Origin of the sequence: Sphingobacterium sp. E70 (assembly GCF_019285695.1) — a bacterium.
In the GTDB taxonomy this organism is placed as follows: Bacteria; Bacteroidota; Bacteroidia; order Sphingobacteriales; family Sphingobacteriaceae; genus Sphingobacterium; species Sphingobacterium detergens.
The window spans coordinates 2,771,018-2,791,693 of the sequence record NZ_CP079104.1; the positions used below are offsets into that span (position 1 = coordinate 2,771,018).

The 20,676-nt window shown below is 36.2% G+C and carries 26 protein-coding genes and 4 pseudogenes; 12 read left to right on the forward strand and 18 right to left on the reverse strand.

Annotated features, from left to right (window positions below; all coding sequences use genetic code 11):
• Positions 1-66: 66 nt before the first annotated feature.
• The 12 genes from KUH03_RS19755 to dnaN form a co-directional block, all read right to left on the reverse strand.
• Entirely contained in the window at positions 67-312 is a 246-nt protein-coding gene (locus tag KUH03_RS19755; RefSeq protein ID WP_257095991.1) for a hypothetical protein, read from the reverse strand.
• Positions 293-835, reverse strand: coding sequence for a hypothetical protein (locus KUH03_RS19760; protein ID WP_257095993.1), 543 nt, complete (start codon positions 833-835; stop codon positions 293-295). The genes KUH03_RS19755 and KUH03_RS19760 overlap by 20 nt, the downstream gene beginning before the upstream one ends.
• The gene (locus KUH03_RS19765) at positions 799-1,047 is read right to left on the reverse strand and encodes a hypothetical protein (protein WP_257095994.1); all 249 of its coding nucleotides are present in this window, start codon (positions 1,045-1,047) and stop codon (positions 799-801) included. The genes KUH03_RS19760 and KUH03_RS19765 overlap by 37 nt, the downstream gene beginning before the upstream one ends.
• Before the next feature lie 606 nt (positions 1,048-1,653).
• Entirely contained in the window at positions 1,654-1,857 is a 204-nt protein-coding gene (locus tag KUH03_RS48840; protein ID WP_373564763.1) for a nicotinate-nicotinamide nucleotide adenylyltransferase, read from the reverse strand.
• 8 nt (positions 1,858-1,865) lie between these two features.
• Entirely contained in the window at positions 1,866-2,435 is a 570-nt protein-coding gene (gene gmk / locus KUH03_RS19775) for a guanylate kinase (protein WP_120261277.1), read from the reverse strand.
• A gap of 2 nt (positions 2,436-2,437) precedes the next feature.
• Entirely contained in the window at positions 2,438-3,313 is an 876-nt protein-coding gene (locus tag KUH03_RS19780; protein WP_257095996.1) for a YicC/YloC family endoribonuclease, read from the reverse strand.
• A gap of 93 nt (positions 3,314-3,406) precedes the next feature.
• A complete protein-coding gene (locus KUH03_RS19785) occupies positions 3,407-3,574 on the reverse strand; it encodes a hypothetical protein (protein WP_257095998.1) in 168 nt (55 codons plus the stop codon).
• Positions 3,575-3,629: 55 nt separating this feature from the next.
• Complete coding sequence (locus KUH03_RS19790) at positions 3,630-3,980, reverse strand: CAP domain-containing protein (protein ID WP_257096000.1); 351 nt, start codon at positions 3,978-3,980, stop codon at positions 3,630-3,632.
• 122 nt (positions 3,981-4,102) lie between these two features.
• Positions 4,103-4,498 carry a VTT domain-containing protein gene (locus tag KUH03_RS46245; protein WP_306429651.1) on the reverse strand — a complete coding sequence of 132 codons (396 nt, stop codon included), beginning with the start codon at positions 4,496-4,498 and terminating at the stop codon, positions 4,103-4,105.
• Positions 4,435-4,668 carry a hypothetical protein gene (locus KUH03_RS46250; protein ID WP_306429652.1) on the reverse strand — a complete coding sequence of 78 codons (234 nt, stop codon included), beginning with the start codon at positions 4,666-4,668 and terminating at the stop codon, positions 4,435-4,437. Before KUH03_RS46250 ends, KUH03_RS46245 begins: the two co-directional genes overlap by 64 nt.
• Positions 4,669-4,714: 46 nt before the next feature.
• Positions 4,715-5,353: a DedA family protein gene (locus KUH03_RS19800; RefSeq protein ID WP_257096001.1), complete on the reverse strand. Its 639-nt coding sequence runs from the start codon at positions 5,351-5,353 to the stop codon at positions 4,715-4,717.
• 14 nt (positions 5,354-5,367) lie between these two features.
• Positions 5,368-6,489, reverse strand: coding sequence for a DNA polymerase III subunit beta (gene dnaN / locus KUH03_RS19805; RefSeq protein ID WP_104384747.1), 1,122 nt, complete (start codon positions 6,487-6,489; stop codon positions 5,368-5,370).
• 208 nt (positions 6,490-6,697) lie between these two features.
• On the opposite strand from dnaN, the gene KUH03_RS46255 reads away from it, so the two are divergent.
• From KUH03_RS46255 to KUH03_RS19855, 11 genes and pseudogenes are all read left to right on the forward strand, one after another.
• Positions 6,698-7,012, forward strand: coding sequence for a hypothetical protein (locus KUH03_RS46255; RefSeq protein ID WP_306429653.1), 315 nt, complete (start codon positions 6,698-6,700; stop codon positions 7,010-7,012).
• An 11-nt stretch (positions 7,013-7,023) separates the two neighbouring features.
• Positions 7,024-7,839 carry a hypothetical protein gene (locus KUH03_RS19810; protein ID WP_306429654.1) on the forward strand — a complete coding sequence of 272 codons (816 nt, stop codon included), beginning with the start codon at positions 7,024-7,026 and terminating at the stop codon, positions 7,837-7,839.
• 10 nt (positions 7,840-7,849) lie between these two features.
• On the forward strand, positions 7,850-8,110 hold the full coding sequence (locus tag KUH03_RS19815) for a hypothetical protein (RefSeq protein WP_257096003.1): 261 nt from the start codon (positions 7,850-7,852) through the stop codon (positions 8,108-8,110).
• 124 nt (positions 8,111-8,234) lie between these two features.
• Positions 8,235-8,758 (forward strand): annotated as a pseudogene (locus tag KUH03_RS19820) (stage 0 sporulation family protein).
• Positions 8,755-9,225 (forward strand): hypothetical protein, encoded by a 471-nt coding sequence (locus KUH03_RS19825; protein WP_257096004.1) that lies wholly within the window; start codon positions 8,755-8,757, stop codon positions 9,223-9,225. Before KUH03_RS19820 ends, KUH03_RS19825 begins: the two are co-directional and overlap by 4 nt.
• 54 nt (positions 9,226-9,279) lie before the next feature.
• Positions 9,280-9,744, forward strand: coding sequence for a gliding motility lipoprotein GldH (locus KUH03_RS19830; RefSeq protein ID WP_257096006.1), 465 nt, complete (start codon positions 9,280-9,282; stop codon positions 9,742-9,744).
• Positions 9,744-10,148, forward strand: coding sequence for a tetraacyldisaccharide 4'-kinase (locus KUH03_RS19835; RefSeq protein WP_257096008.1), 405 nt, complete (start codon positions 9,744-9,746; stop codon positions 10,146-10,148). The genes KUH03_RS19830 and KUH03_RS19835 overlap by 1 nt, the downstream gene beginning before the upstream one ends.
• A pseudogene (locus KUH03_RS19840) lies at positions 10,100-10,791 on the forward strand (tetraacyldisaccharide 4'-kinase). The gene KUH03_RS19835 and the pseudogene KUH03_RS19840 overlap by 49 nt, the downstream one beginning before the upstream one ends.
• A gap of 81 nt (positions 10,792-10,872) precedes the next feature.
• On the forward strand, positions 10,873-11,241 hold the full coding sequence (locus tag KUH03_RS19845) for a hypothetical protein (RefSeq protein ID WP_257096011.1): 369 nt from the start codon (positions 10,873-10,875) through the stop codon (positions 11,239-11,241).
• Positions 11,242-11,629: 388 nt separating this feature from the next.
• Positions 11,630-11,944 carry a hypothetical protein gene (locus tag KUH03_RS19850; protein WP_257096013.1) on the forward strand — a complete coding sequence of 105 codons (315 nt, stop codon included), beginning with the start codon at positions 11,630-11,632 and terminating at the stop codon, positions 11,942-11,944.
• A gap of 141 nt (positions 11,945-12,085) precedes the next feature.
• Positions 12,086-12,301, forward strand: coding sequence for a hypothetical protein (locus KUH03_RS19855; protein ID WP_257096015.1), 216 nt, complete (start codon positions 12,086-12,088; stop codon positions 12,299-12,301).
• Positions 12,302-12,637: 336 nt separating this feature from the next.
• On the opposite strand, the gene dnaA is transcribed toward KUH03_RS19855, so the two are convergent.
• The 4 genes from dnaA to KUH03_RS48855 all read right to left on the reverse strand — a co-directional run bounded on the left by dnaA (position 12,638) and on the right by KUH03_RS48855 (position 16,526).
• Positions 12,638-14,062, reverse strand: coding sequence for a chromosomal replication initiator protein DnaA (gene dnaA, locus KUH03_RS19860; RefSeq protein WP_077436883.1), 1,425 nt, complete (start codon positions 14,060-14,062; stop codon positions 12,638-12,640).
• A 527-nt stretch (positions 14,063-14,589) separates the two neighbouring features.
• Positions 14,590-14,778, reverse strand: a complete 189-nt coding sequence (locus KUH03_RS48845) for a hypothetical protein (protein ID WP_373564764.1) — start codon at positions 14,776-14,778, stop codon at positions 14,590-14,592.
• Between the two features lie 55 nt (positions 14,779-14,833).
• The gene (locus tag KUH03_RS48850; RefSeq protein ID WP_373564765.1) at positions 14,834-15,781 is read right to left on the reverse strand and encodes a 1-deoxy-D-xylulose-5-phosphate synthase N-terminal domain-containing protein; all 948 of its coding nucleotides are present in this window, start codon (positions 15,779-15,781) and stop codon (positions 14,834-14,836) included.
• A gap of 49 nt (positions 15,782-15,830) precedes the next feature.
• Positions 15,831-16,526, reverse strand: a complete 696-nt coding sequence (locus tag KUH03_RS48855; protein WP_373564766.1) for a 1-deoxy-D-xylulose-5-phosphate synthase N-terminal domain-containing protein — start codon at positions 16,524-16,526, stop codon at positions 15,831-15,833.
• Between the two features lie 161 nt (positions 16,527-16,687).
• On the opposite strand from KUH03_RS48855, the gene KUH03_RS19870 reads away from it, so the two are divergent.
• Positions 16,688-17,476 carry a ScpA family protein gene (locus KUH03_RS19870; RefSeq protein ID WP_257096017.1) on the forward strand — a complete coding sequence of 263 codons (789 nt, stop codon included), beginning with the start codon at positions 16,688-16,690 and terminating at the stop codon, positions 17,474-17,476.
• Positions 17,477-17,595: 119 nt separating this feature from the next.
• On the opposite strand, the pseudogene thiL reads toward KUH03_RS19870, so the two are convergent.
• Both thiL and nadA read right to left on the reverse strand, forming a co-directional pair.
• Positions 17,596-18,647: pseudogene (gene thiL / locus KUH03_RS19875) on the reverse strand (thiamine-phosphate kinase).
• A 158-nt stretch (positions 18,648-18,805) separates the two neighbouring features.
• Positions 18,806-19,798: pseudogene (gene nadA, locus KUH03_RS19880) on the reverse strand (quinolinate synthase NadA).
• Positions 19,799-20,676: the final 878 nt, after the last annotated feature.

Consider the following 20,676-nt stretch of genomic DNA (forward strand, 5'->3'; position numbering starts at 1 on the left):
ATCATTGTATAAGTAAACTTCTCTTCAAAGCTCAGCTTATCAAAGTCAGCTCTCGAAATTCCTGCGTTATAGTCTACCAATGCTCCGTCCGGAAGCTTTTTTGATTGTTGCTCCACTAAGCCTTGAACCTTTTGAGACCAAAAGGGGTATACTCGCTTTTTCCCGCATCGCATAATAAGCTGAATCTTTTGACCGAGGTTCATTCCAGGCAACATCTTTATATTCCTGATATTCTTGGCCAAAACTCGGAGTACTGATAAAGCCTAGCAAGATCAGGCAGCAAGCCCATATTTTATTTACCTTTTTTTTCATTGTAATACCCCATTGCTCTACGATATATTAGTGCTTCATTCTCCTTATTATAGTCCAAATAGGCATAATAATTACTTGTCTCGCCATATAACTTTTTGAAGGATGTAGACTTCATAAATTCGCTATACTCGCCACGTTTCATCAGTAACAACAGCAAAGTTAATGCATCCTTATCTTTAGGGGTTTTCTTTGCATATTCAATAATAAATGGAATCATTTGCCAGCCATTGATCTGTTCAATCGTCTCCTTATAATTCACCCCCATTCGTTTGCTTCTCAAGACAGACTCTTGAATCAGTTTCATAACCGAATCCCTGTTTTCCTGCAAAAAATCGGTCTGTCTTTCCGACCACCAAGCTTCATTAAAACCACCAAGCAACTTACCAAATATTTTCTTGTCAATAGCTTTCTGATTTTCTGGTATATCGCAATTCTGGGCATATACCTCCGCATGAATCATGGTATACGTAAATTTTTCGCGTAAACTTAAATTCTTAAAATCCGTTGCAGAAAGAGCAAGCACACTAGTTTCTCCCCATCTTTATCCCCTACAGGAGATAATTTAGCAATCAAAGCTTTCACCTTTGCCAAACCATAAGGTGGTATTGTCATCTTTGTCCTGAATTCAATAGCCGCGGGATCCATGATATAATTACTTCCCTCCTCGTTTTCTGTCTGTGCAAAAGCCCAAGTCCAACTACCGAGGCAAATAAATAATAAAATTAAACTTCTCATAAAGTATACATAATGCTATTTAAAAGTAAAGAAATTATTCCTACCAAAAACAATTCCATTTGTTAAACCTAATACCATAAATTTCATTTACTTCTGATCTATAAAGGTATCACTTTCGATAGACCTACATTTTCCAAAGCTATGCGCTGCACAATTAGCTTTCTAACGACATAGAAAACAAAAATCCCCAGACTTCCTAAGAGATCCAGGGATTCACATTGTATATTTTGCAGTCCTTATGAATAAAGGCCCTTTTTATCTATAAAATCAATAACTTTTTGCGGCGTAAAAACTGAATATTCTTATTCTCTTTGATCGCTTTTCGCAGAAAAGTAGAAGAGAGTTCCATTAATGGTGTATCTGTCATGGTTATGGAAGGATGATCCTTTAGTTTTCCCCATCATAACCCGGACGAGGGTATACATAAATATGATAATCGCGTAAAATAATCTCTGCATTCTTCCATTTTTCCAATGACTCTAAGATATCCTCCCCATCAGAAGCACAAATTCTCTATTTGGATATTTTTCTTTTAGATATGTTAAGGTATCTATTGTATAAGACGGTACTGGTAAATGAAATTCAATATCACTCACACGCAAATGTTCACAATCTTCCACTGCCAGATTTAACATCTCTAAACGATCGTAGGGGTCCGCTAAGGTAGATTTTTTTCTTAAATGGATTCTGTGGAGATACCACAAACCAAACTTCATCCAGTCCAGTAAAATTGGCCATGTAATTTGCTATAATCAAATGCCCAACATGCACCGGATTAAAGGAACCAAAAAACAAACCAATTTTTTTCATTTCGCCCTTTATTTATTGATGAAGCCCATTACAATTTCCTCAGCATCAGCGCAAGCTGTGGCTAAATCAAAATTTTTCAGGATTACATCAAACTTATTCGCGTAGGTTAGTTCCAATTCCGCTTTGGCAAATCTTTCCTGTAGTTTTTCCTCCGAATCTGTCCCACGTCCAGTCAGACGTTCTTTAAGTACTTCTAATGATGGTGGTTGCACAAATATAGAGATTGCCTGCTCTGGAAATTTAGATTTCAGACGTAATCCTCCGACGACATCAATATCGAAAATAACATTTTTACCCTCTTTCCAGATGCGTTCGATTTCGGAACGCAAAGTACCATAAAATGTACCTGAATAGACCTCTTCAAATTCGATAAACTCTTGTTTGGCCACTTTATGCAAAAATTCTTCTTTGGACATAAAGTAGTAGTCTTTCCCATCGACTTCCTGTCCCCTTGGATCACGGGTACTCGCAGAAATAGAAAATTCTATTTTATCACCATGTTTACTTAAAAGATCTCTTACTATAGTTGTTTTTCCTGCGCCCGAAGGTGCTGAGAAAATAATTAATTTACCGCTCATCCTTATAATACGTTGAGCAACTGCTCTTTTATTTTTTCTAATTCTTCTTTCATTCTAACCACAATCTGCTGTATACCGGCGTGATTAGCTTTAGATCCCAAGGTATTGATTTCGCGGCCCATTTCTTGAGAGATAAAGCCTAGTTTCTTACCATTTGAATCGGCAGAATCAAAGGCTTTTAGAAAGTAGTTACAGTGGGAACGCAACCTAACTTTCTCTTCAGTGACATCTAATTTATCGATATAGTAAACAAGCTCCTGTTCAAAACGATTCTGATCCACATTCTCTTTACCCACGCTATCATTGAGAAATTGCTCTATACGTTGTCTGATCAAAGGGATACGTTCAACTTCAAGTGCTTCCACTTCGCCCAAATAGGTCAAAATCATTTCAGCTCTCTTTTTTAGATCTTGAGCCAATACATTTCCTTCATCTTCACGGAATGTATTGAAATGTCTTACCGCATCATAAAAAGCATCCATCAATACTCCTGATTCTTCATCATCAACGGTATCGTCATTGTTAGTGACAACTTCAGGCATATTTAACGCCAATTCGAATAGATTGACATTCGTATCATTTAGCTCATTTGCGATCTGCTGCAATTGACCATAATATTTTTTTAGCAAATCAGCATTGATAGATGAAGCCTTGGCTGTTTGATCAGCATATTCTACAGTTACGTTCAGATTAACTTTTCCGCGTTCAATAAGCTTACTGCATTCAGTACGCAAGGTCAATTCTTTGTCCGAAACTACTTTGGGCAGACGAAGATTTAATTCAAGGAATTTTGAATTTAAGGACTTTATTTCGACACTATATTTGACTTTACCGTTCTCTTTGGAAGCCGTGCCATATCCTGTCATGGATTTTATCATATGCAAAGGTATGACTTTTCGAATAAAAGTTGAAGACGCAACATAGATTAATTGCTGATACTCCTCAAATTACCTCCAAATAGGATAGTTTATTTACCAATCATGCTTTGCAATAATAACAACGAGATAGCTTTCATAAGGACTGGCTCCCTTACACTTCACATAACCAATCCCAATATCATATAGTGATCCGTTCCATTGATCCATACCCAATAAATGCGTACGATGATGATAACCTGGCGCTTCTCTTCCGATAATCAATGCTTTAATAGCATCGGTTGCACTAGCACGATTAGCAGCAATGGATTCAAAATTATTAGCGCTCCTTTTTTTTTAGCCAAGACTGATTTAACTCGTATCCAGCTTCTTCGATAAAATAATTGGGTCCATAGCCTTCAGGAGAGACATGATCAAAATAAGACCGTTTGGCCATATCTTTAGCCCGATACTCTGCAACTTCGGCAAGCTGCTTGTTCCAATTAAGCTTTGTTCGGGTAATCTTTTGTAGATTGAAAAGTTTTAATTCCCTTTTATATTTTTCAGGATTTGTTCGAATTTTATTTAACAGATCGTAAGCCTCTTTTGCTTGACGCCGATCGACAGAGACACGTTGCCCTGAAGCAAGCTGTGTGACAAATAAGGTAAATGCTAAAATGAAGTATTTCATATCAATCCTTTAACCTTAAAAGACTGACTTTAGTATTTAACGTTTAATCTTTTTTGACCTTTTAACCGCTAAAAACTGTATCAACATGGGTATTAAGCTAATAAATATGATAGCTAATACAACTAGGGAAAAATTCTGCTTGAAAAAGGAATCTGCCCAAAAAAGTAACCCGCTAGAATAAATAACGATACCCATAATATACCACCTACTATATTGTATTTGCCAAAAATGCGGTATGGCATCTTGCCAATACCCGCTACAAAAGGGGCAAAGGTTCGGACAATAGGTACAAAACGAGCATAAACAATGGTTTTAGTACCATATTTTGCATAGAAATCTTGTGTTTTTTGAAGATAGGATGGTTTAAAAATTTTTGAGTCTGGTTTAAAAACTCGAATTCCAAAATATTTACCTATCTCATAATTCACAAAATCGCCAGAAATAGCCGCACATATTAGAATAAATAGGAAAAGTGACAGTGAAAGATTGCTTTCTTGTCGGGCAATAATGGCTCCCAATGCAAATAATACTGAATCCCCGGAAGGAATGGTGTAACCACAAATCCTGTTTCAGCAAAGATAATCAAGAATAGAATGAAATAAGTCCATCCAGCATAGGTATTGACAATCTGCAACAGGTGTTGATCAATATGTAGGATAAAATCGACCAGCTGAGAAAGAATCTCCATATTTGATAAATAAAAAGGGAGTCCTATTGAACTCCCTTTTTAGTTTTTATTTTTCTTTTACCAACTCAAATATAATAGGCAGTACTGAAATAAAAATGATCAGTAGTACCACTTTCGAAAAGTTATCTCGAATAATTGGAATATTACCCAAAAAATAGCCGGCTAATGTAATGCCGCCCACCCACAACACAGCTCCTACTATATTGTAAGTAATGAAAGTACCATAATTCATCTTGCCAATACCACCAACAAATGGTGCTAAAGTACGTACAATAGGTACGAAACGAGCTATGACAATCGTTTTGCTTCCATACTTTTCATAGAAAGCGTGTGTTTTTGCAATCTGTTCATCCTTGACAACCTGTTTTCCAAAAAGTTTGAATTTTGTCAATCGCATCCCAAAATGCTTTCCGATGGAATAGTTAAGAGTGTCGCCTGATATTGCAGCAATCAGCAGAATCAATATCATCAACCAAACATTCAGTTCATTCGGCTGTGCAGCAAGCATTCCGCCAGCAAACAACAACGAATCTCCCGGTAAAAAAGGCATTACGACCACACCCGTTTCCACAAAAATGATAAGAAACAAAATAAGGTATGTCCATAATTGATAATCATTGACAATTTCAACCAAATGTTTATCAATATGGAGAATAAAGTCAATAAGATGTGTAATTATTTCCAAAACCGATAAGAAGATTAAGCGTTATTTAACATCACTGGCATAACCAACATCAAAATATCCTCATGATCTTCAGACGTCGCAGGAATCAATAAACCGGCACGGTTTGGTGTACTCATTTCGATAACAACCTCTTCGCTTTCAAGGTTATTTAACATTTCAACCAAAAATTTAGCGTTAAATCCGATCTCCATATCGTCTCCCTCAAATTGACAAGACAAACGCTCGTGCGCTTCGTTGGAGAAATCCAAATCTTCAGCAGAGATATTCAATTCGCTGCCTGATATCTTTAAACGTACTTGATGTGTTGTCTTATTTGCGAAAATAACAACTCTTCTCAAAGTGTTTAAGAAAAGTAATCTATCAACCGTAAGCTTATTTGGATTGACCTGAGGAATTACCGCAGCATAGTCAGGATAACGCTCATCGATCAAACGACAGATCAGATTGATATTACCAAAACTAAAGAAAGCATTAGTCTGATTATATTCGATAGATACTTTTGTATCATCCGAAGGTAATGACGATTTTAATAAAGAAAGTGCCTTCTTAGGTAGAATAAGTGAAGCAGGTTTTTCAGCACTGATATCTGATCTTGTGTAACGTACCAATTTATGTGCATCTGTAGAAACAAAAGTCACATTTTTCTCAGCCAATTGCACTAAAACCCCAGACATCGCTGGTCTCAATTCATCGTTACTTACCGCAAAGATAGTCTTACTGATTGCCTCCGAAAGAACCGGAGCCGGCATTTCAATAATAGATCCGTTATCAATAGAAGGAATTTTAGGAAAATCATCTGCATTTTCTCCGCTCAATTTATATTTACCATCACCTGCACTGATTTCAATAGCCAATGTATTCATGTCTACTGAAAAAGCAACGGGCTGATCTGGGAGAGTTTTTAGTGTTTCTATCAAAATCTTAGAAGGCATAGCTACTCTTCCTTCTTCTTTTGCTTCAATCTGCAAAGAAGTAACCATACTCGTCTGCAAATCCGTAGCAGAAATAGTCAAGTTATTGTCTTTTATTTCAAAAAGAAAGTTTTCCAATATTGGTAAAACAGTACTTGTACTAGATGCTCCATTGATAGCTTGTAACTGCTTTAATAAAATTGATGTTGATACAATGAATCTCATTTCCTAATTACTAATTATTATGTGCAATAATACACAAATTAATCAATATTTTTGAGATTTGTAAATGCCTTTCTTTCCACATACGAAGATTTATTGCACTTAAATAAGCGATTGTATTTCAATTAATAAGCACGCTTTCAAAAGTATAGAAAGCAAATTCCCCTGATAAATCACAATATTTATTACATTTGTATAATAGCAATAGTGTATGCAGTTTAAAGATATCATTGGGCATAAAGACATCAAAGAACATCTTGTTCGTACGGTTCATGAAAACCGTGTGAGCCATGCGCAATTATTTCTAGGCCCTGAGGGCTCCGGAAGCCTTGCTCTAGCCTATGCTTATGCTCAGTTTTTAAACTGTGAAAACAAACAAGCTACGGATAGTTGTGGCGAATGTGCCTCTTGCCGAAAATATGGCAAGCTGATTCATCCAGATTTGCACATGTCTTATCCTTTTATTGCCAAACACAAAGAAGATACGGCCACAGACTATGCTGAAAACTGGCGAAAGTCCTTTTAACCAATCCCTATATGGGTTTGGAATACTGGCGAAATCAGTTGGATGCAGATAATAAACAGGTCAATATTAATATTGCTGAAGCACATAGTATCATCAAGAAATTGAGTCTTAAAGCTTTTGAGGCTGAATATAAAGTGTTGATCATGTGGTTGCCCGAATACTTGGATACCCAAGGCAACGCATTATTAAAATTGATTGAAGAACCGCCCGAAAAAACGTTATTTATTTTGGTTGCAGAGAATCAAGATAAAATTTTAAATACCATTATTTCTCGGACACAGCTGGTCAAAATTAAGAAACTAGACCATACCGAAGTCGCACAGTATTTGAAGACTGCGCAACATCTTTCTGATCAGGAAGCATCTGAAATAGCTTTTATAGCTGATGGGAACTTACAGGAAGCGCTTAATCAACTCAATACACAGACCAATAATCATTTTGGCATTTTGGTAAACTGGCTACGATTTATCGTATCGGACGCAGGAACAAACATGATTTCTTTAGTTGAAGAGGATTTGTCCAAAATGGGTCGCGAAAATCAAAAGAGCTTTCTTTTTTACGCGATCAACATGATGCGGCAGATTATTTTGATTAAGGAAGGTCTCTCCAGTCTCGTATTTTTACCTGCCAAAGAATTGGATTTTGTCCAAAAATTTGCAGTACATTATAGCATAGAACAAATTGAAGAAACAATAAATCTATTTGAGGAAACGCATTATTTTGTAGAAAGAAATGCAAACCCTAAAATATTATTTTTAGATTTATCTTTGCAATTAACATTAATATACAAATACAAAACGTTTCCGAAAGGAACTCAATATATATAAATAGAAAACTATGGGATGTGGCAGTTGCTCATCCGGCGGAGGTTGCGGTACTACCACAGCAAGTGGTACACCGGCAGGATGTCAAAATAACGGCTCTTGCATGACTAGCGGATGTAATAAATTAGATGTATATGACTGGCTTTCCGATATGGATATGCCATCAAACTATAAACCATTCAATATCGTAGAAGTACGATTCAAAGGATCTCGAAAAGATTTCTTTATTAATGTAGACAACCTTTACCTTGAAATGGGGAAATGGTCGTTGTAGAGCCCTCAACAGGGGATATGACGTTGGCCACGTTTCCCTGACAGGTGAGTTAGTTCGATTACAATTAAAAAGAACAATGTTACCCTGAATTGGTAACAAAAAGATCTATCGGAAGCCAAATGAAGTGGATGTAGAAAAGTATAATGCAGCGAAAGATCTTGAATGGGAAACCATGCATAAAGCACGTAAACTTGCTTTGGATCTAGGCTTATTAATGAAAATTTCGGATGTAGACTATCAGGAGATAAAACGAAAGCAACGTTTTATTATACGGCAGAGGGCCGTGTGGATTTTCGTGAATTGATCAAGAAAATGGCTGAAGCATTCCGTATACGGATTGAAATGCGCCAGATCGGTATGCGTCAGGAAGCGAGCCGTCTTGGCGGTATTGGATCATGTGGACGCGAACTATGTTGTTCTACTTGGTTAACGGATTTTAAAACCGTATCCACCTCTGCTGCCCGCTATCAAAATTTATCATTGAATACCTTAAAACTAGCTGGACAATGTGGTAAGTTAAAATGCTGTCTCAATTATGAATTGGATAGTTATATGGACGCATTGAAAGACATTCCTAACAATATTGACCGTATTGAAACACTAAAAGGTGTGGCTTATCTCAAAAAACCGATATCTTCAAAAAAATGATGTGGTTTTCTTTCCCAGGAGCAGAAAACTGGATTGCTATGCCAGTTCAACAAGTCAAAGAACTTGTCGAAATGAATAAGCAGGGTATTAAACCAGAAGCCATATCAAGTGCAATAGAAACAGAAGATATCCGAGAGGAAAAAATTATTAACTACGATTACGAAAATGTAGTCGGTCAAGATAGTTTAACACGTTTGGATGACCGCAACAAAAGAAAGAAAAAACGGAAAACCAAAAGCAATAATGCTAAACCGGAAAACAAAAGCGGTCAGAAAAGTGATAAGGCTGAACAAAATCCACCAAAACAAGTAGTGGCCAAACAGCAAAACAATCCGGATAATACAAATCCTGCAACGACGAACAAAGAAAATAAAGAGGGTCAAAATAATAAACCTAAAAAACGCTTTAATCGTCATAGAAATAAAAACAAAGGCAACAATAACAATCCTGCCTCAAAAACAGAATAAAACGAATATGCCTAATTTAAAATGTTAGGCATATTCTATTTATATAGATTTAAAATGAAACTAAAGGCTTTTCTTTTTGGAATTTTATGTATTGGTTTATGGACATCTTGTGACCAAACTGCTATTATCAATGAAAATAAACCTATCGAAAATAAGACGTGGCTATATACCTCACATCCTAGTTTTCAATTCCACATTAGCGACAAGACAAAAAAATACGATGTACTTATAGATGTACGCCATACACCTGAATATGCTTTTTCTAATCTCTTTGTTTTGATTTACCAGCAGGGCCCAGATAAAAAAACAAATACCTTCCGTAAGGAAATTAAATTGGCAAAATCAGATGGAAAGTGGATTGGAAAATCATCAGGCAGTCTTTACAATCAGCAATCTATCATTCATCAAGATTACGTATTTCCAGACACCGGATTATATACGATATCCATTGAACAGAATATGCGAGATAATCCTTTGCAGGAAATTACAGATATTGGATTGACAGTAATACCAAAATAATGTGGACTTTCCTACGATATCTCCTTCTTCCCTTTTCCATTATTTTTGGATTAATCGTATGGTTAAGGAATCGCCTATATGATTCCCATGTGCTACCAGCTCGATCTTTCCAGATTCCGACCATCGTAATTGGTAATTTAGCAGTTGGTGGTACCGGTAAGAGTCCCATGACCGAATTTGTTGTCTCTTATCTTAGTAGTAACTACAAGGTTGCTATCCTCAGCAGAGGTTATGGTCGAAAAACAAAAGGATTCCGGACTGTGCAAACAGATTCTCCAGCGATAGATGTAGGCGATGAGCCATTGCAATTCAAAAACAAGCTTCCAAATATCACAGTAGCGGTATGTGAAGATCGTTGTACTGGAATAGAAAAACTTCAGGGGATCATCAGCTTATTATCCTAGATGATGCCTATCAACATCGAAAATTATCTCCTTTATTTAATATTCTTTTATTTGATTTCAGATCCTTTTCGCAACCTATGTTTGTATTTCCTGCTGGAAATTTCAGAGACCTACTCACTGAATCTAAACGAGCGCAAATCATAGTCATTACAAAATGTCCGCCTAATATTTCCAGTGAGGAAAAGATACGTATAGAAGAAAAGCTCCGTCGTTATAACAGCGAGGCCTTGATCGCATTTAGCCATATAGACTATTTTGAACCTGTTAATAGCGATGGGAGATCGATTGATATCGAAGATAAGGATATCATATTAGTGACTGGTATAGCCAGACCACAGCCATTACTGGATCATGTCAAGAAAAAGCAAACGCAGTCAATCATATCTCTTTTGGAGATCACCATACATTTAACGACTCCGATATTGACCAAATCATAAAAGCTTTCCAATCTCTAAATAGCAGCAATAAAATAGTATTGACCACTGAAAAGGATTATCAGCGGCTAAAACCATATAAAGATCGTTTCGATACGATAGAACTCGTCTATTTACCGATAGGACTTAAATTTAATGATCCAGTACAAAGAGATCACTTTTGTAATATTATAAGTGATACAATAGCATTAAGTGTTAATCAACCTTAAATTTTGTTAAGGGCTAATATTTTAGTAAACTTTTTCGTCAAATTTATATTCAAAAGGAAAGTAAACTTAAAATATAAAGCGATGAAAAAGAAAACTTTAATGGTAATAAGCGGCCTACTTTTGGCAACAACAGTAGCTTTTGCCCAGCAACGTCAACAACGGAGTCCCGAAGATCAAGCGAAGATGCGTGTGGAACATCTAGACAAACTACTTACACTTAATCAAGTGCAAAAAGATTCCATTTATAATCTTACATTAAGCCAGGCCCAACAGCGAGCGGAAATAAAAAGTGATGGCGGAGACCGCAAAGCCAATATGGAAAAGTTTAAGCAGCTCCAAGAAGCTCAGGCAACTAAAATAAAATCATGGCTCAATCCGGATCAAGTAAAACTATTCGATGAACAGCAAGAAAAAATGAAGGATAGAATGAAAAAACGTTCTGAAAACTAATTTTAATGGAAAAGGTCGATAAATAATCGACCTTTTTTATGAATTATTCTATGGTTGGCCAAAATAGTAGAGCGTGTACCTTTCTATAGCATATTAGACCTATAAAGCCGTATAATACCATTATTAGGTCTTTTAAGGCAATTTATTCTCCCAAGCAAGCATATCTTTCCTCAATACCAAAAGCGATTCTCCGCGCTTTATTTAAAACAAAACAATCATTATCTATTATATCTTGCTCCTAAAATACATATACAACTGAAAATAAATAAGATACATAAATATGCAGCGTTAAAACTTTGTTAAAGTAACATACTTGATACAATATAAATCAGCTTTATTAGTTTTTATATCAAGACATCATAGTTGTAACTTTTTAAATACAATAGATATGAAAAAGCTAATTTTAACAGGTATAGGATTGTGTTTGGCACTTAGCCTAACATTCGCTCAACAGGCTACACCTGAGGAAACCGCTGCAAAAGCTACTACCGAACTGGTACAAAAGCTGAATCTGAATGATGAACAGAAAACTGCTGTATCCTCCATTCTATTGGATCAGGCGAAGGCAGAAGAAACGATTTTAAAAGACAGCTCTTCCACTGCTGCTGCGAAAGGCGAAACCCTCAATAAACTTCAAACAGAAGTAGACGGCAAGGTGAGTCAATTACTGACAGAAGATCAAAAACTATTTATCAGAAGGTAATTGCTGAACGGCCAGCAAAAGCTGTCCCTACGCCTACTGAACCTTCTAAAACAGAATCCAGTGCTAATTAACAGTTTATTGGAATAATTAAAAACAGACATTAATAAATTCATTGAATAATTTCATTTAAAATTAAACATCATGAAAAAGTTATTTTTAACCAGTATAGGTTTTTTCCTAGCGATGACCTTATTGTTTGCACAGCAAACCACCCCAGAAGAAAATGCAACTAAAGTTGTGACTGAGTTGGTAACAAAGCTTACACTGAATGATGAACAAAAACTGCTGTATCACCAATTGTATTGGATCAAGAAAAGCGATAGCAGCTGTTATCCAAGATACCACAACAACAGCTGATGTAAAAAAGAGAGCATTACGAAGCTTCAAGGTGAATCAGATAGCAAGATCGCTCTACTATTGACCGATGAGCAGAAAGTGGCCTTTAAAAAATACATTGAGGAGCGACCTGCAGTAAGTATTCCTGCCACTCCGGCGCCAACAGAACAAAAAGAAAATAACAACGAAAACAGCAATCAACAACAATAATCATTCTATTCAAATTAAGAGGAATGTATTAAACCTCTGGATATGCTTAGGCATATTCAGAGGTTTTTTATTCAATCATCATATATGAGTACAAAAAAGGCTGTCTATCGAGACAGCCTTTTTACTTTAACTTGATATCAAGCTACATTAAGATTTCAATTTCTTCATAATGTCGCTGACATAAGTTTTAAATTTCTTGTCAGTTTCAATTAAATCCTCAACGGTTTGACATGCATATATGACAGTTGAATGATCTCTTCCTCCGAAGAATGCGCCAATCGATTTGAGCGAAGATTTTGTGTGGCTTTTTGCTAAATACATCGAAATTTGCCTGGCCTGCACGATTTCACGTTTTCTGACCTTTGACTTTACCATATCCACAGGAACCTCAAAGTATTCGCAAACTAATTTTTGAATAAAATCCATTGAAATTTCCTTATGTGTATTCTTCACAAAATTCTTCAACATCGATTTAGCCAACCCCAAATCAATTTCCTTTTTGTTCAATGTAGATTGAGCCAATAGCGAAACCATTGCTCCCTCCAATTCACGAACACTGTTATCGATTTGCGTTGCTACATATTCCACGACATTTTCAGGTAATTCAATGCCGTCAGAATACATCTTCTTCTTCAAAATCGCCATTCTTGTTTCAAGATCCGGAATTTGAATATCTGCAGATAATCCCCACTTGAAACGACTAAGCAAACGTTCTTCTAAACCAGCTAGATCTTTAGGTGCTTTGTCAGAAGTCAGAATGATTTGTTTTCCAGATTGATGCAAATGATTGAATATATGGAAGAAAATATCCTGTGTTTTCTCTTTACCAGCAAAATTGTGCACATCATCCATGATGATCACGTCCATTGCCTGATAGAAATTAACGAAGTCATTGATTGTGTTATTTTTCAATGAATCCACAAACTGCTGACAGAATTTTTCACAGGACACATAAATGACCAACTTATCGGGAAGATTTCTTTTGATTTCATTACCGATAGCTTGGGCAAGGTGTGTCTTTCCCAAACCTACATCACCATAGATCATTAAAGGGTTGAATGAAGTACCTCCCGGTTTGTTTGCTACAGCGTAGCCTGCAGAACGAGCAAGACGGTTACATTCACCTTCAATAAAATTCTCAAATGTGTAGTTTTGATTCAATTGCGGGTCAACCTGCAATTTCTTTAATCCAGGAATAACAAATGGATTTTTGATATCTCTATTCAAAGATACCGGCACAGGAATAGATTGTCTCTTACCCTCTGCCCCATTGCCATTCGATGGAAGATTAGTCGTATAGGGATGAGAAGCCGATGACTTCTCAACTACAATATTGTATTCCAATCTACCTTGTTCTCCTAGAAACTTCTTTACGGTCTTGCGAAGAATACCTACATAGTGTTCTTCCAACCACTCGTAAAAAAATAAGCTAGGTACTTGAATAGTCAAAACGTCACCCTCCAAACGGACTGCTTTCACAGGTTCAAACCAGGTCTTGAAACTTTGTGCTGGGATATTATCTTTGATAATCGAAAGACAATTATTCCAGACACTTGAATACGTTTTTTCCATTCTAAAATTGTTAATAAGTTGATTTACAATACGCGACAAAAAATATGTTGATAACTTTCTCTGAGAACGAAGATGACAAAAAAATCAGCTAAAAAACTAAAATATAAAATAATTAATAAAACCTTATATATCAGCAAATTACCTTGTAAAATTGTGGAAAACTCGCGCTAAAATTGATCTCTAAAAATAATTATTAACATTCCAAATTTATTTCAAAAAAAAGAACAAAAAAGTAGCAAACATACTACAGCTCAGTCTTAAAGGTATAGAACTAAATTAACCAAAATAAAAGCGAAATACAACCTTTAGTTCATATATTTTTAATATTAAATTTATAAGAATTTAAACTCTACTTAACAACATTACTCAACATCTTTCTACTCTATTCTGAAGACCTTGTGAAATAAGAAAGTATAATAATGACGGGTCATTGAACAATCGTTTTTGTAACATAGTCGATGAGAAAGTAAACCGATTTCAATCCATAAAAAAAGGAAATCCCTGTAGAGGATTTCCTTTTTGGTAAATTATAAGTGACTGGATCTATCCAACCATTGTATGGGTGAATTTTCCGTCACACATCTTTTTCCCTCTTCGACAATTGCAGCAGCATCGTAATGAGAACTTCGCCATTGTGCATTCTGTTCCGCGTGTTCTACAATTCGGTCAGGAATACCTAATCGTACAATCTGACTATTGTAACCATGGTCTGCCATAAATTCTAATACAGCAGAACCTATGCCCCCTGCAGACAGCCATCTTCAACGGTGATTATCTTCTTGAATTTTTAAAGACTTGATGCAATAGGGCTTCATCCAAAGGCTTAGCAAATCGCAGATCATAATGCGCAGGATGTATTCCCAATTCATTCAATTGCTGTACGGCTTTGACGGCTTCATTAATAGCACCGAAGCTTAAGATAGCGAGTTCCTCCCCTTCAGTAATCACTCGTCCTTTTCCTATTTCTATTTCCGTAAATGGACGGCGCCAATCTGGCATCACCCCATTTCCTCTCGGATAGCGAATGACAAAAGGTCCCTTATTAGGTAACTGTGCAGTATACATCAAGTTTCTAAGCTCCTCTTCATTCATCGGAGCAGAAACAGTCATATTCGGAACACAACGCATAAAAGCGATATCATAAGCTCCATGATGTGTTGCACCATCAGCTCCCACTACGCCAGCACGATCTAAGCAAAACACAACATTCAAATTTTGCAGGGCGACGTCATGGATAACCTGATCATAGGCACGTTGCATAAACGATGAATAAATATTGCAAAAGGGTAATAAGCCCTGCGTCGCTAAGCCCGCACTAAATGTGACGGCATGTTGTTCAGCAATACCAACATCAAATGCTCTGTCAGGCATTGCTTTCATCATGATATTCATCGAGGAGCCAGAAGGCATTGCTGGCGTGATACCAACAATTTTTTCATTTGCTTCAGCAAGTTCCACCATAGTATGTCCAAAAACATCCTGGTATTTTGGTGCTACAGGTTTTTCACTTGAAGATTTCTTTATCTCCCCAGTAATTTTATCAAATAAGCCTGGCGCATGCCACTTCGTCTGATCCTTTTCAGCAAGCGCAAATCCCTTTCCTTTCATTGTTACAACATGTAGCAATTTAGGACCAGGTATATGTTTAAGATCTTCAAGCGTCTTAGCTAACTTCTTTACATCATGTCCATCAACTGGACCAAAATATCTAAAGTTCAATGACTCAAAAGATTAGCATTCTTCAATAGGGTACCTTTGATGCTTTTCTCTAGTTTTTAACAATACCAAGCGCATTTGGCCCCACTTCAGAAATTTTAGTCAACACAGCAGCTATATCATCCCGAAATCTATTATATCGTTTTGATGTAGTAATACTTGTTAAATACTCTTTCAGCGCGCCAACATTGGGATCTATGGACATACAATTGTCATTCAAAATCACCAATAAGTTAGATTTAGAAATACCGGCATGGTTCAAAGCTTCAAATGACATACCGCCAGTTAAAGCTCCGTCTCCAATAACCGCAATATGCTGACGATCTTTTTCTCCTTTTATTTGGGAAGCTACAGCCATACCTAAAGCTGCTGAAATTGACGTAGAAGAATGCCCTACCCCAAAAGCGTCGTATTCGGACTCAAAACGGTTGGGAAAACCCGAAATTCCGTTTTCTATGCGATTCGTATGAAATATCTCACGACGTCCAGTCAAAATTTTATGACCATAAGCCTGATGACCTACATCCCAGATCAATTGATCATAAGGTGTATTCATTACATAGTGTAATGCCACGGTTAATTCAACGACTCCCAAACTTGCTGCAAAGTGACCACCATTCACCGAAACTTGATCAATAATAAATTGACGTAATTCCTGGCTTAGTTGTTCTAATTGGTCTTCCTTTAGCTTTTTAAGATCAGAGGGATCGTTTATTTTACTTAATAGTTCTCCAGCCTCAAATTGCATAGTACTGCTATTTTACATTAAATGTTTACACAAAGTAACGACAATTTTATTTAATCTTTAAAATAAATCGCATTTCCATATTGAGCTACAACAAATAAAAGCACCAATAGTTTCTATATGAACAATTCCAAAAGATTTTATTATGTAAATTTGTATTAGATATGCAAGTAGAAGAAGGTTACGAAATCAAGCTTCCTCAATTTGAGGGACCTTTTGATTTATTACTATTTTTTATCGAGCGGGATGAATTGAACATTCATGATATCCCTATTTCGAAAATTACCGATGATTTTTTGTCTTACGTAAGTCAAATGCAGGCACTCAATATGGAGATGGCCAGCGAATTTATTTTTGTAGCCTCTACATTGATGCGTATTAAGGCGAAGATGCTACTGCCTAGACCAGATCTTGATGAAAACGAAAACGAAATAGATCTGAGAGAAGACCTCGTTCAGAAACTTATCCTCTATAAACAATTTAAAGAGGTATGTGAAGGCTTAAAGGTAATGGAAGAAAATCGTCTCCAGTTATTTAGTAGAGGCAACATCCAATATGATATACGACAACGACTACAATTGGATGCAACAGGTGAAAACCTAGACAGCTTTGATCTCTATGGACTAATGATGATCTATGAGCAAATGATGTATCAATTTCGCAATAGACCAGCAGAAGTAACACATACTGTTGTAAAGTATCCCTATACTATCGAACAACAGAAAAAGGCGATAGCTGAGCTTATTGAAATCAATAAGAAATTGGATTTTCAGGAGATATTGAAAAACTCAGAAAACAAGATTCAGTTTGTATATAATTTTCTGGCCATACTAGAGATGCTCCAACAGCGTTTACTGCAGATAGAAGTAGGTCTTGGATACAATAATTTCAATGTTGGTGAGCGAGATCCACAACAAGAAGATTTGGTGCTTGAAGAAGAATTAGAGCAATAAAAAGGCTGCCAAATTAGTTTGGCAGCCTTTTTTATCTTGCTTTAACGAAACATTCCACATCGAACTTTTTCAATATTTATTCGTGGAAAATTCGTTTCTTGTTTTTAGATATCTTCTTTTTAATCCTTTTTCTTGAAAGCATTCCAGCCTTGGGCTGTAATCGGATATAGATTTCCAGATTTCGAAATCATTTCACAACCCTCTGAAGCCGCTGTCATATAGCCTATGATACTGATATCGGGCAAATTCTTAATCTTATCGTGATCTGACTGTGCTATTGTAAACAGCAGTTCATAGTCCTCTCCACCATTAAGAGCTGCAACGGTTGGGTCGATACCAAATTCACGTCCAGTATCATAAGTCATCTGATCCAATGGAATTTTTTCCTCATACAGTCTACAACCTTTATCAGATTGGCGACAAATATGAAGTACTTCGGAAGCCAAACCATCTGAAATATCCATCATTGACGTAGGTATAATGCCCAATTTTGCAAATAATTCAACAATATCTTTTCGTGCCTCTGGTTTTAACTGACGTTCCACGATATAGTCTTTACCTTCCAGATCAGGCTGCACATTAGGATTTTCTAAATAAATATCTTTTTCTCTCTCCAGTAGCTGTAATCCCATGTATGCTGCTCCTAAATCTCCGGATACACACAATAGGTCACCTTCTTTTGCTCCGTTACGATAAACGATCTTTTCAGCATCGGCATAGCCTATACTTGTTATTGATATAACGAGCCCTTGGGCTGAAGCCGAGGTATCCCCACCCACGAGATCAACATTATACTTTTTACAGGCAATCAAAGCGCCCTGATAGATCTCTTCCACCGCCTCCAATGGAAATTTGGAAGATAAACCAATAGAAAATGTAATCTGAGAAGCAATTCCATTCATGGCATAGATATCACTCAAATTTACCTGTACAGCTTTATAGCCCAAGTGTTTTAATGGAACATATCGCAGATCAAAATGAATTCCCTCGAGGAGCAAATCAGTAGAAATTAAAGTCTTCTTTCCTTCAAAATCCAATACTGCTGCATCATCACCAATTCCTTTAATGGTCGATTTCTCGGTCAGCTCTACTGCTTTACTTATATAGTCAATTAAACCAAACTCCCCATTTCTTCCAAATTGGTACGTTCAGTATTATCAAAATCAAACATGTTAAAAAATTTAAAATTTCAAAATATCATGTAATGCTTTATCAGGATATTCCCTCGATCCTCATCAAGATAACGTGATGAATAGCATTATAAAATAATAATCGATATGAAAACCAATTTGTTATCATATCGATTATTATCAAAAATTATGCAAATTACTACAGTCCCAAACTTGCCGATATCTCTAACATCCGTTCAATAGGCCGTTGTGCGCGAAGTATGACATCTTCAGGAAGTAAAATTTCAGGCGATTCATATTTCAAACAATTATAAAGCTTCTCAAGCGTATTAAGCTTCATGTGAGGGCAATCATTACATGCACAGGCATTGTTCGGGGAGCAGGAATAAAAGTCTTCTCAGGGCTTGCTTTCTGCATCTGATAAAGAATCCCAGATTCCGTGGCAACAATATAAGACTGGGCATTATCTGTCTGTGTAAACTTAAGCATTCCGGCTGTGGAACCAACATAATCTGCTTTAGCTAAAATATGGTCTTCACATTCTGGATGTGCAATAAATTTAGCCTCAGGGTATTCGCTTTTCAAACGATCTATTTTGTCCTGAGAAAAATTTCATGCACCATACACGCTCCATTCCACAACACTAGATCACGTCCAGTTTTTTTCTTTACATACGCCCCAAGGTTACGATCTGGCCCAAATATGATTTTTTGGTCTATCGGAAGACTCTCGACGATTTGTACAGCATTGCTTGAGGTACATACGATATCCGAAAGCGCTTTCAATTCAGCGGTACAATTTACGTAAGTAATCACCAAATGATCTGGGTATTGCTCTTTAAACTTAGCAAACAAATGTGGTGGACATGAATCCGATAATGAACAACCAGCTTTAGCGTCTGGCAAAATAACTTTTTTGTTGGTGAAAGTATCTTGGCTGTCTCGGCCATAAAATGTACTCCAGCAAACACTATCAAGTCTGCATCCGTTTTCGCCGCTTCTTGCGACAAGCCCAAACTATCTCCAATATAATCTGCTATATCTTGAATTTCAGACTCTTGATAATAGTGTGCTAAAATTACAGCATTCTTTTCTTTCTTTAATCGTTGGATCTCAGCTACTAAATCCAATGAGGGGTCAATCGGAGCATCATTATATCCTTTTGCCTGAAGCTCATAATTTACAATTTCCATGCGGGTACTTTCAACAGTTTATGAGCAACAAAAATAAGCATTGTTACATATATAAAAGTCAGCAAAAAGCAAATTAATCAAATATGTTGATAGCGTAATTTAAAAATAATACAAAAACTAAAGTTAAATTATTATCGTAAAACAAAATAACTTCAGAAATATTCAATTTTAAACCCTCTTAGAGTCGTATATCCTATAAATAACCAAGCTATATATCCTATATCAAAATCTCAGCGGGTTTGTTTCAGAATCTTTCTAACACAGAAAACGATTTTCTATAAATTTATAGCCTTATGAACGTTCTTAGGCATGATACAAAACAAGGAAAAATATAGCATAAACGGAAGCTTTATTTATTAACATTTTCTATCCGATCGAAATTTGTAGCCGTTAGAATCCACTATTCAAAAACGAATTTATGCAGGAAAAAATATTGATGTCTAGGGAAATTTAGGAAGAAACTTCAAGAACCATCCAGCCTTCTAATAACTAACATATCGAGCCGCTATAGAGGATAAAAATATGTCGACTTCAAAGAGAATAGCATCCTCGGCTATAAAGTCGTTTAGAATTGAATATTCATATACTGGAAGTCAGCCGCAAGTTTTAAGAAAATCTGAAAGACTTATTTTTAAATCGACCCGTTTTTGAAAAAATAAAAATCTAAAAAATTGATAAAGGATTGTCTATACAGAATCCACCCTCAAATAAGGCCGCTGAGATTTGAATATTCGCGTACTAACAGTAAACGCTGAAGTTTTACGAAAACCTGAAAGACTTTATTCTAAATAAACCAATTCTTGAAAAAATAAAAATCTAAAAAATAGGGAAAAGGATTATCTATACACAATTCATTCTCAAATAAAGCCGCTGAGATT

Excerpts from the sequence above, each read along its gene's own strand:
- KUH03_RS48845 (WP_373564764.1), bottom strand. The coding sequence starts at position 14,778 with ATGGCAGACCATGGTTACAATAGTCAGATTGTACGATTAGGTATTCCT.
- KUH03_RS19830 (WP_257096006.1), top strand. The coding sequence starts at position 9,280 with ATGAAACTAAAGGCTTTTCTTTTTGGAATTTTATGTATTGGTTTATGG.
- KUH03_RS46255 (WP_306429653.1), top strand. The coding sequence starts at position 6,698 with ATGCAGTTTAAAGATATCATTGGGCATAAAGACATCAAAGAACATCTT.
- KUH03_RS19825 (WP_257096004.1), top strand. The coding sequence starts at position 8,755 with ATGATGTGGTTTTCTTTCCCAGGAGCAGAAAACTGGATTGCTATGCCA.
- dnaN (WP_104384747.1), bottom strand. The coding sequence starts at position 6,489 with ATGAGATTCATTGTATCAACATCAATTTTATTAAAGCAGTTACAAGCT.
- gmk (WP_120261277.1), bottom strand. The coding sequence starts at position 2,435 with ATGAGCGGTAAATTAATTATTTTCTCAGCACCTTCGGGCGCAGGAAAA.
- KUH03_RS19850 (WP_257096013.1), top strand. The coding sequence starts at position 11,630 with ATGAAAAAGCTAATTTTAACAGGTATAGGATTGTGTTTGGCACTTAGC.
- KUH03_RS19855 (WP_257096015.1), top strand. The coding sequence starts at position 12,086 with ATGAAAAAGTTATTTTTAACCAGTATAGGTTTTTTCCTAGCGATGACC.
- dnaA (WP_077436883.1), bottom strand. The coding sequence starts at position 14,062 with ATGGAAAAAACGTATTCAAGTGTCTGGAATAATTGTCTTTCGATTATC.
- KUH03_RS19815 (WP_257096003.1), top strand. The coding sequence starts at position 7,850 with ATGGGATGTGGCAGTTGCTCATCCGGCGGAGGTTGCGGTACTACCACA.
- KUH03_RS19780 (WP_257095996.1), bottom strand. The coding sequence starts at position 3,313 with ATGATAAAATCCATGACAGGATATGGCACGGCTTCCAAAGAGAACGGT.
- KUH03_RS48840 (WP_373564763.1), bottom strand. The coding sequence starts at position 1,857 with ATGAAAAAAATTGGTTTGTTTTTTGGTTCCTTTAATCCGGTGCATGTT.
- KUH03_RS19755 (WP_257095991.1), bottom strand. The coding sequence starts at position 312 with ATGAAAAAAAAGGTAAATAAAATATGGGCTTGCTGCCTGATCTTGCTA.
- KUH03_RS19845 (WP_257096011.1), top strand. The coding sequence starts at position 10,873 with ATGAAAAAGAAAACTTTAATGGTAATAAGCGGCCTACTTTTGGCAACA.
- KUH03_RS19835 (WP_257096008.1), top strand. The coding sequence starts at position 9,744 with ATGTGGACTTTCCTACGATATCTCCTTCTTCCCTTTTCCATTATTTTT.
- KUH03_RS19790 (WP_257096000.1), bottom strand. The coding sequence starts at position 3,980 with ATGAAATACTTCATTTTAGCATTTACCTTATTTGTCACACAGCTTGCT.
- KUH03_RS19870 (WP_257096017.1), top strand. The coding sequence starts at position 16,688 with ATGCAAGTAGAAGAAGGTTACGAAATCAAGCTTCCTCAATTTGAGGGA.
- KUH03_RS19765 (WP_257095994.1), bottom strand. The coding sequence starts at position 1,047 with ATGAGAAGTTTAATTTTATTATTTATTTGCCTCGGTAGTTGGACTTGG.
- KUH03_RS48855 (WP_373564766.1), bottom strand. The coding sequence starts at position 16,526 with ATGCAATTTGAGGCTGGAGAACTATTAAGTAAAATAAACGATCCCTCT.
- KUH03_RS46250 (WP_306429652.1), bottom strand. The coding sequence starts at position 4,668 with ATGGAGATTCTTTCTCAGCTGGTCGATTTTATCCTACATATTGATCAA.
- KUH03_RS19810 (WP_306429654.1), top strand. The coding sequence starts at position 7,024 with ATGGGTTTGGAATACTGGCGAAATCAGTTGGATGCAGATAATAAACAG.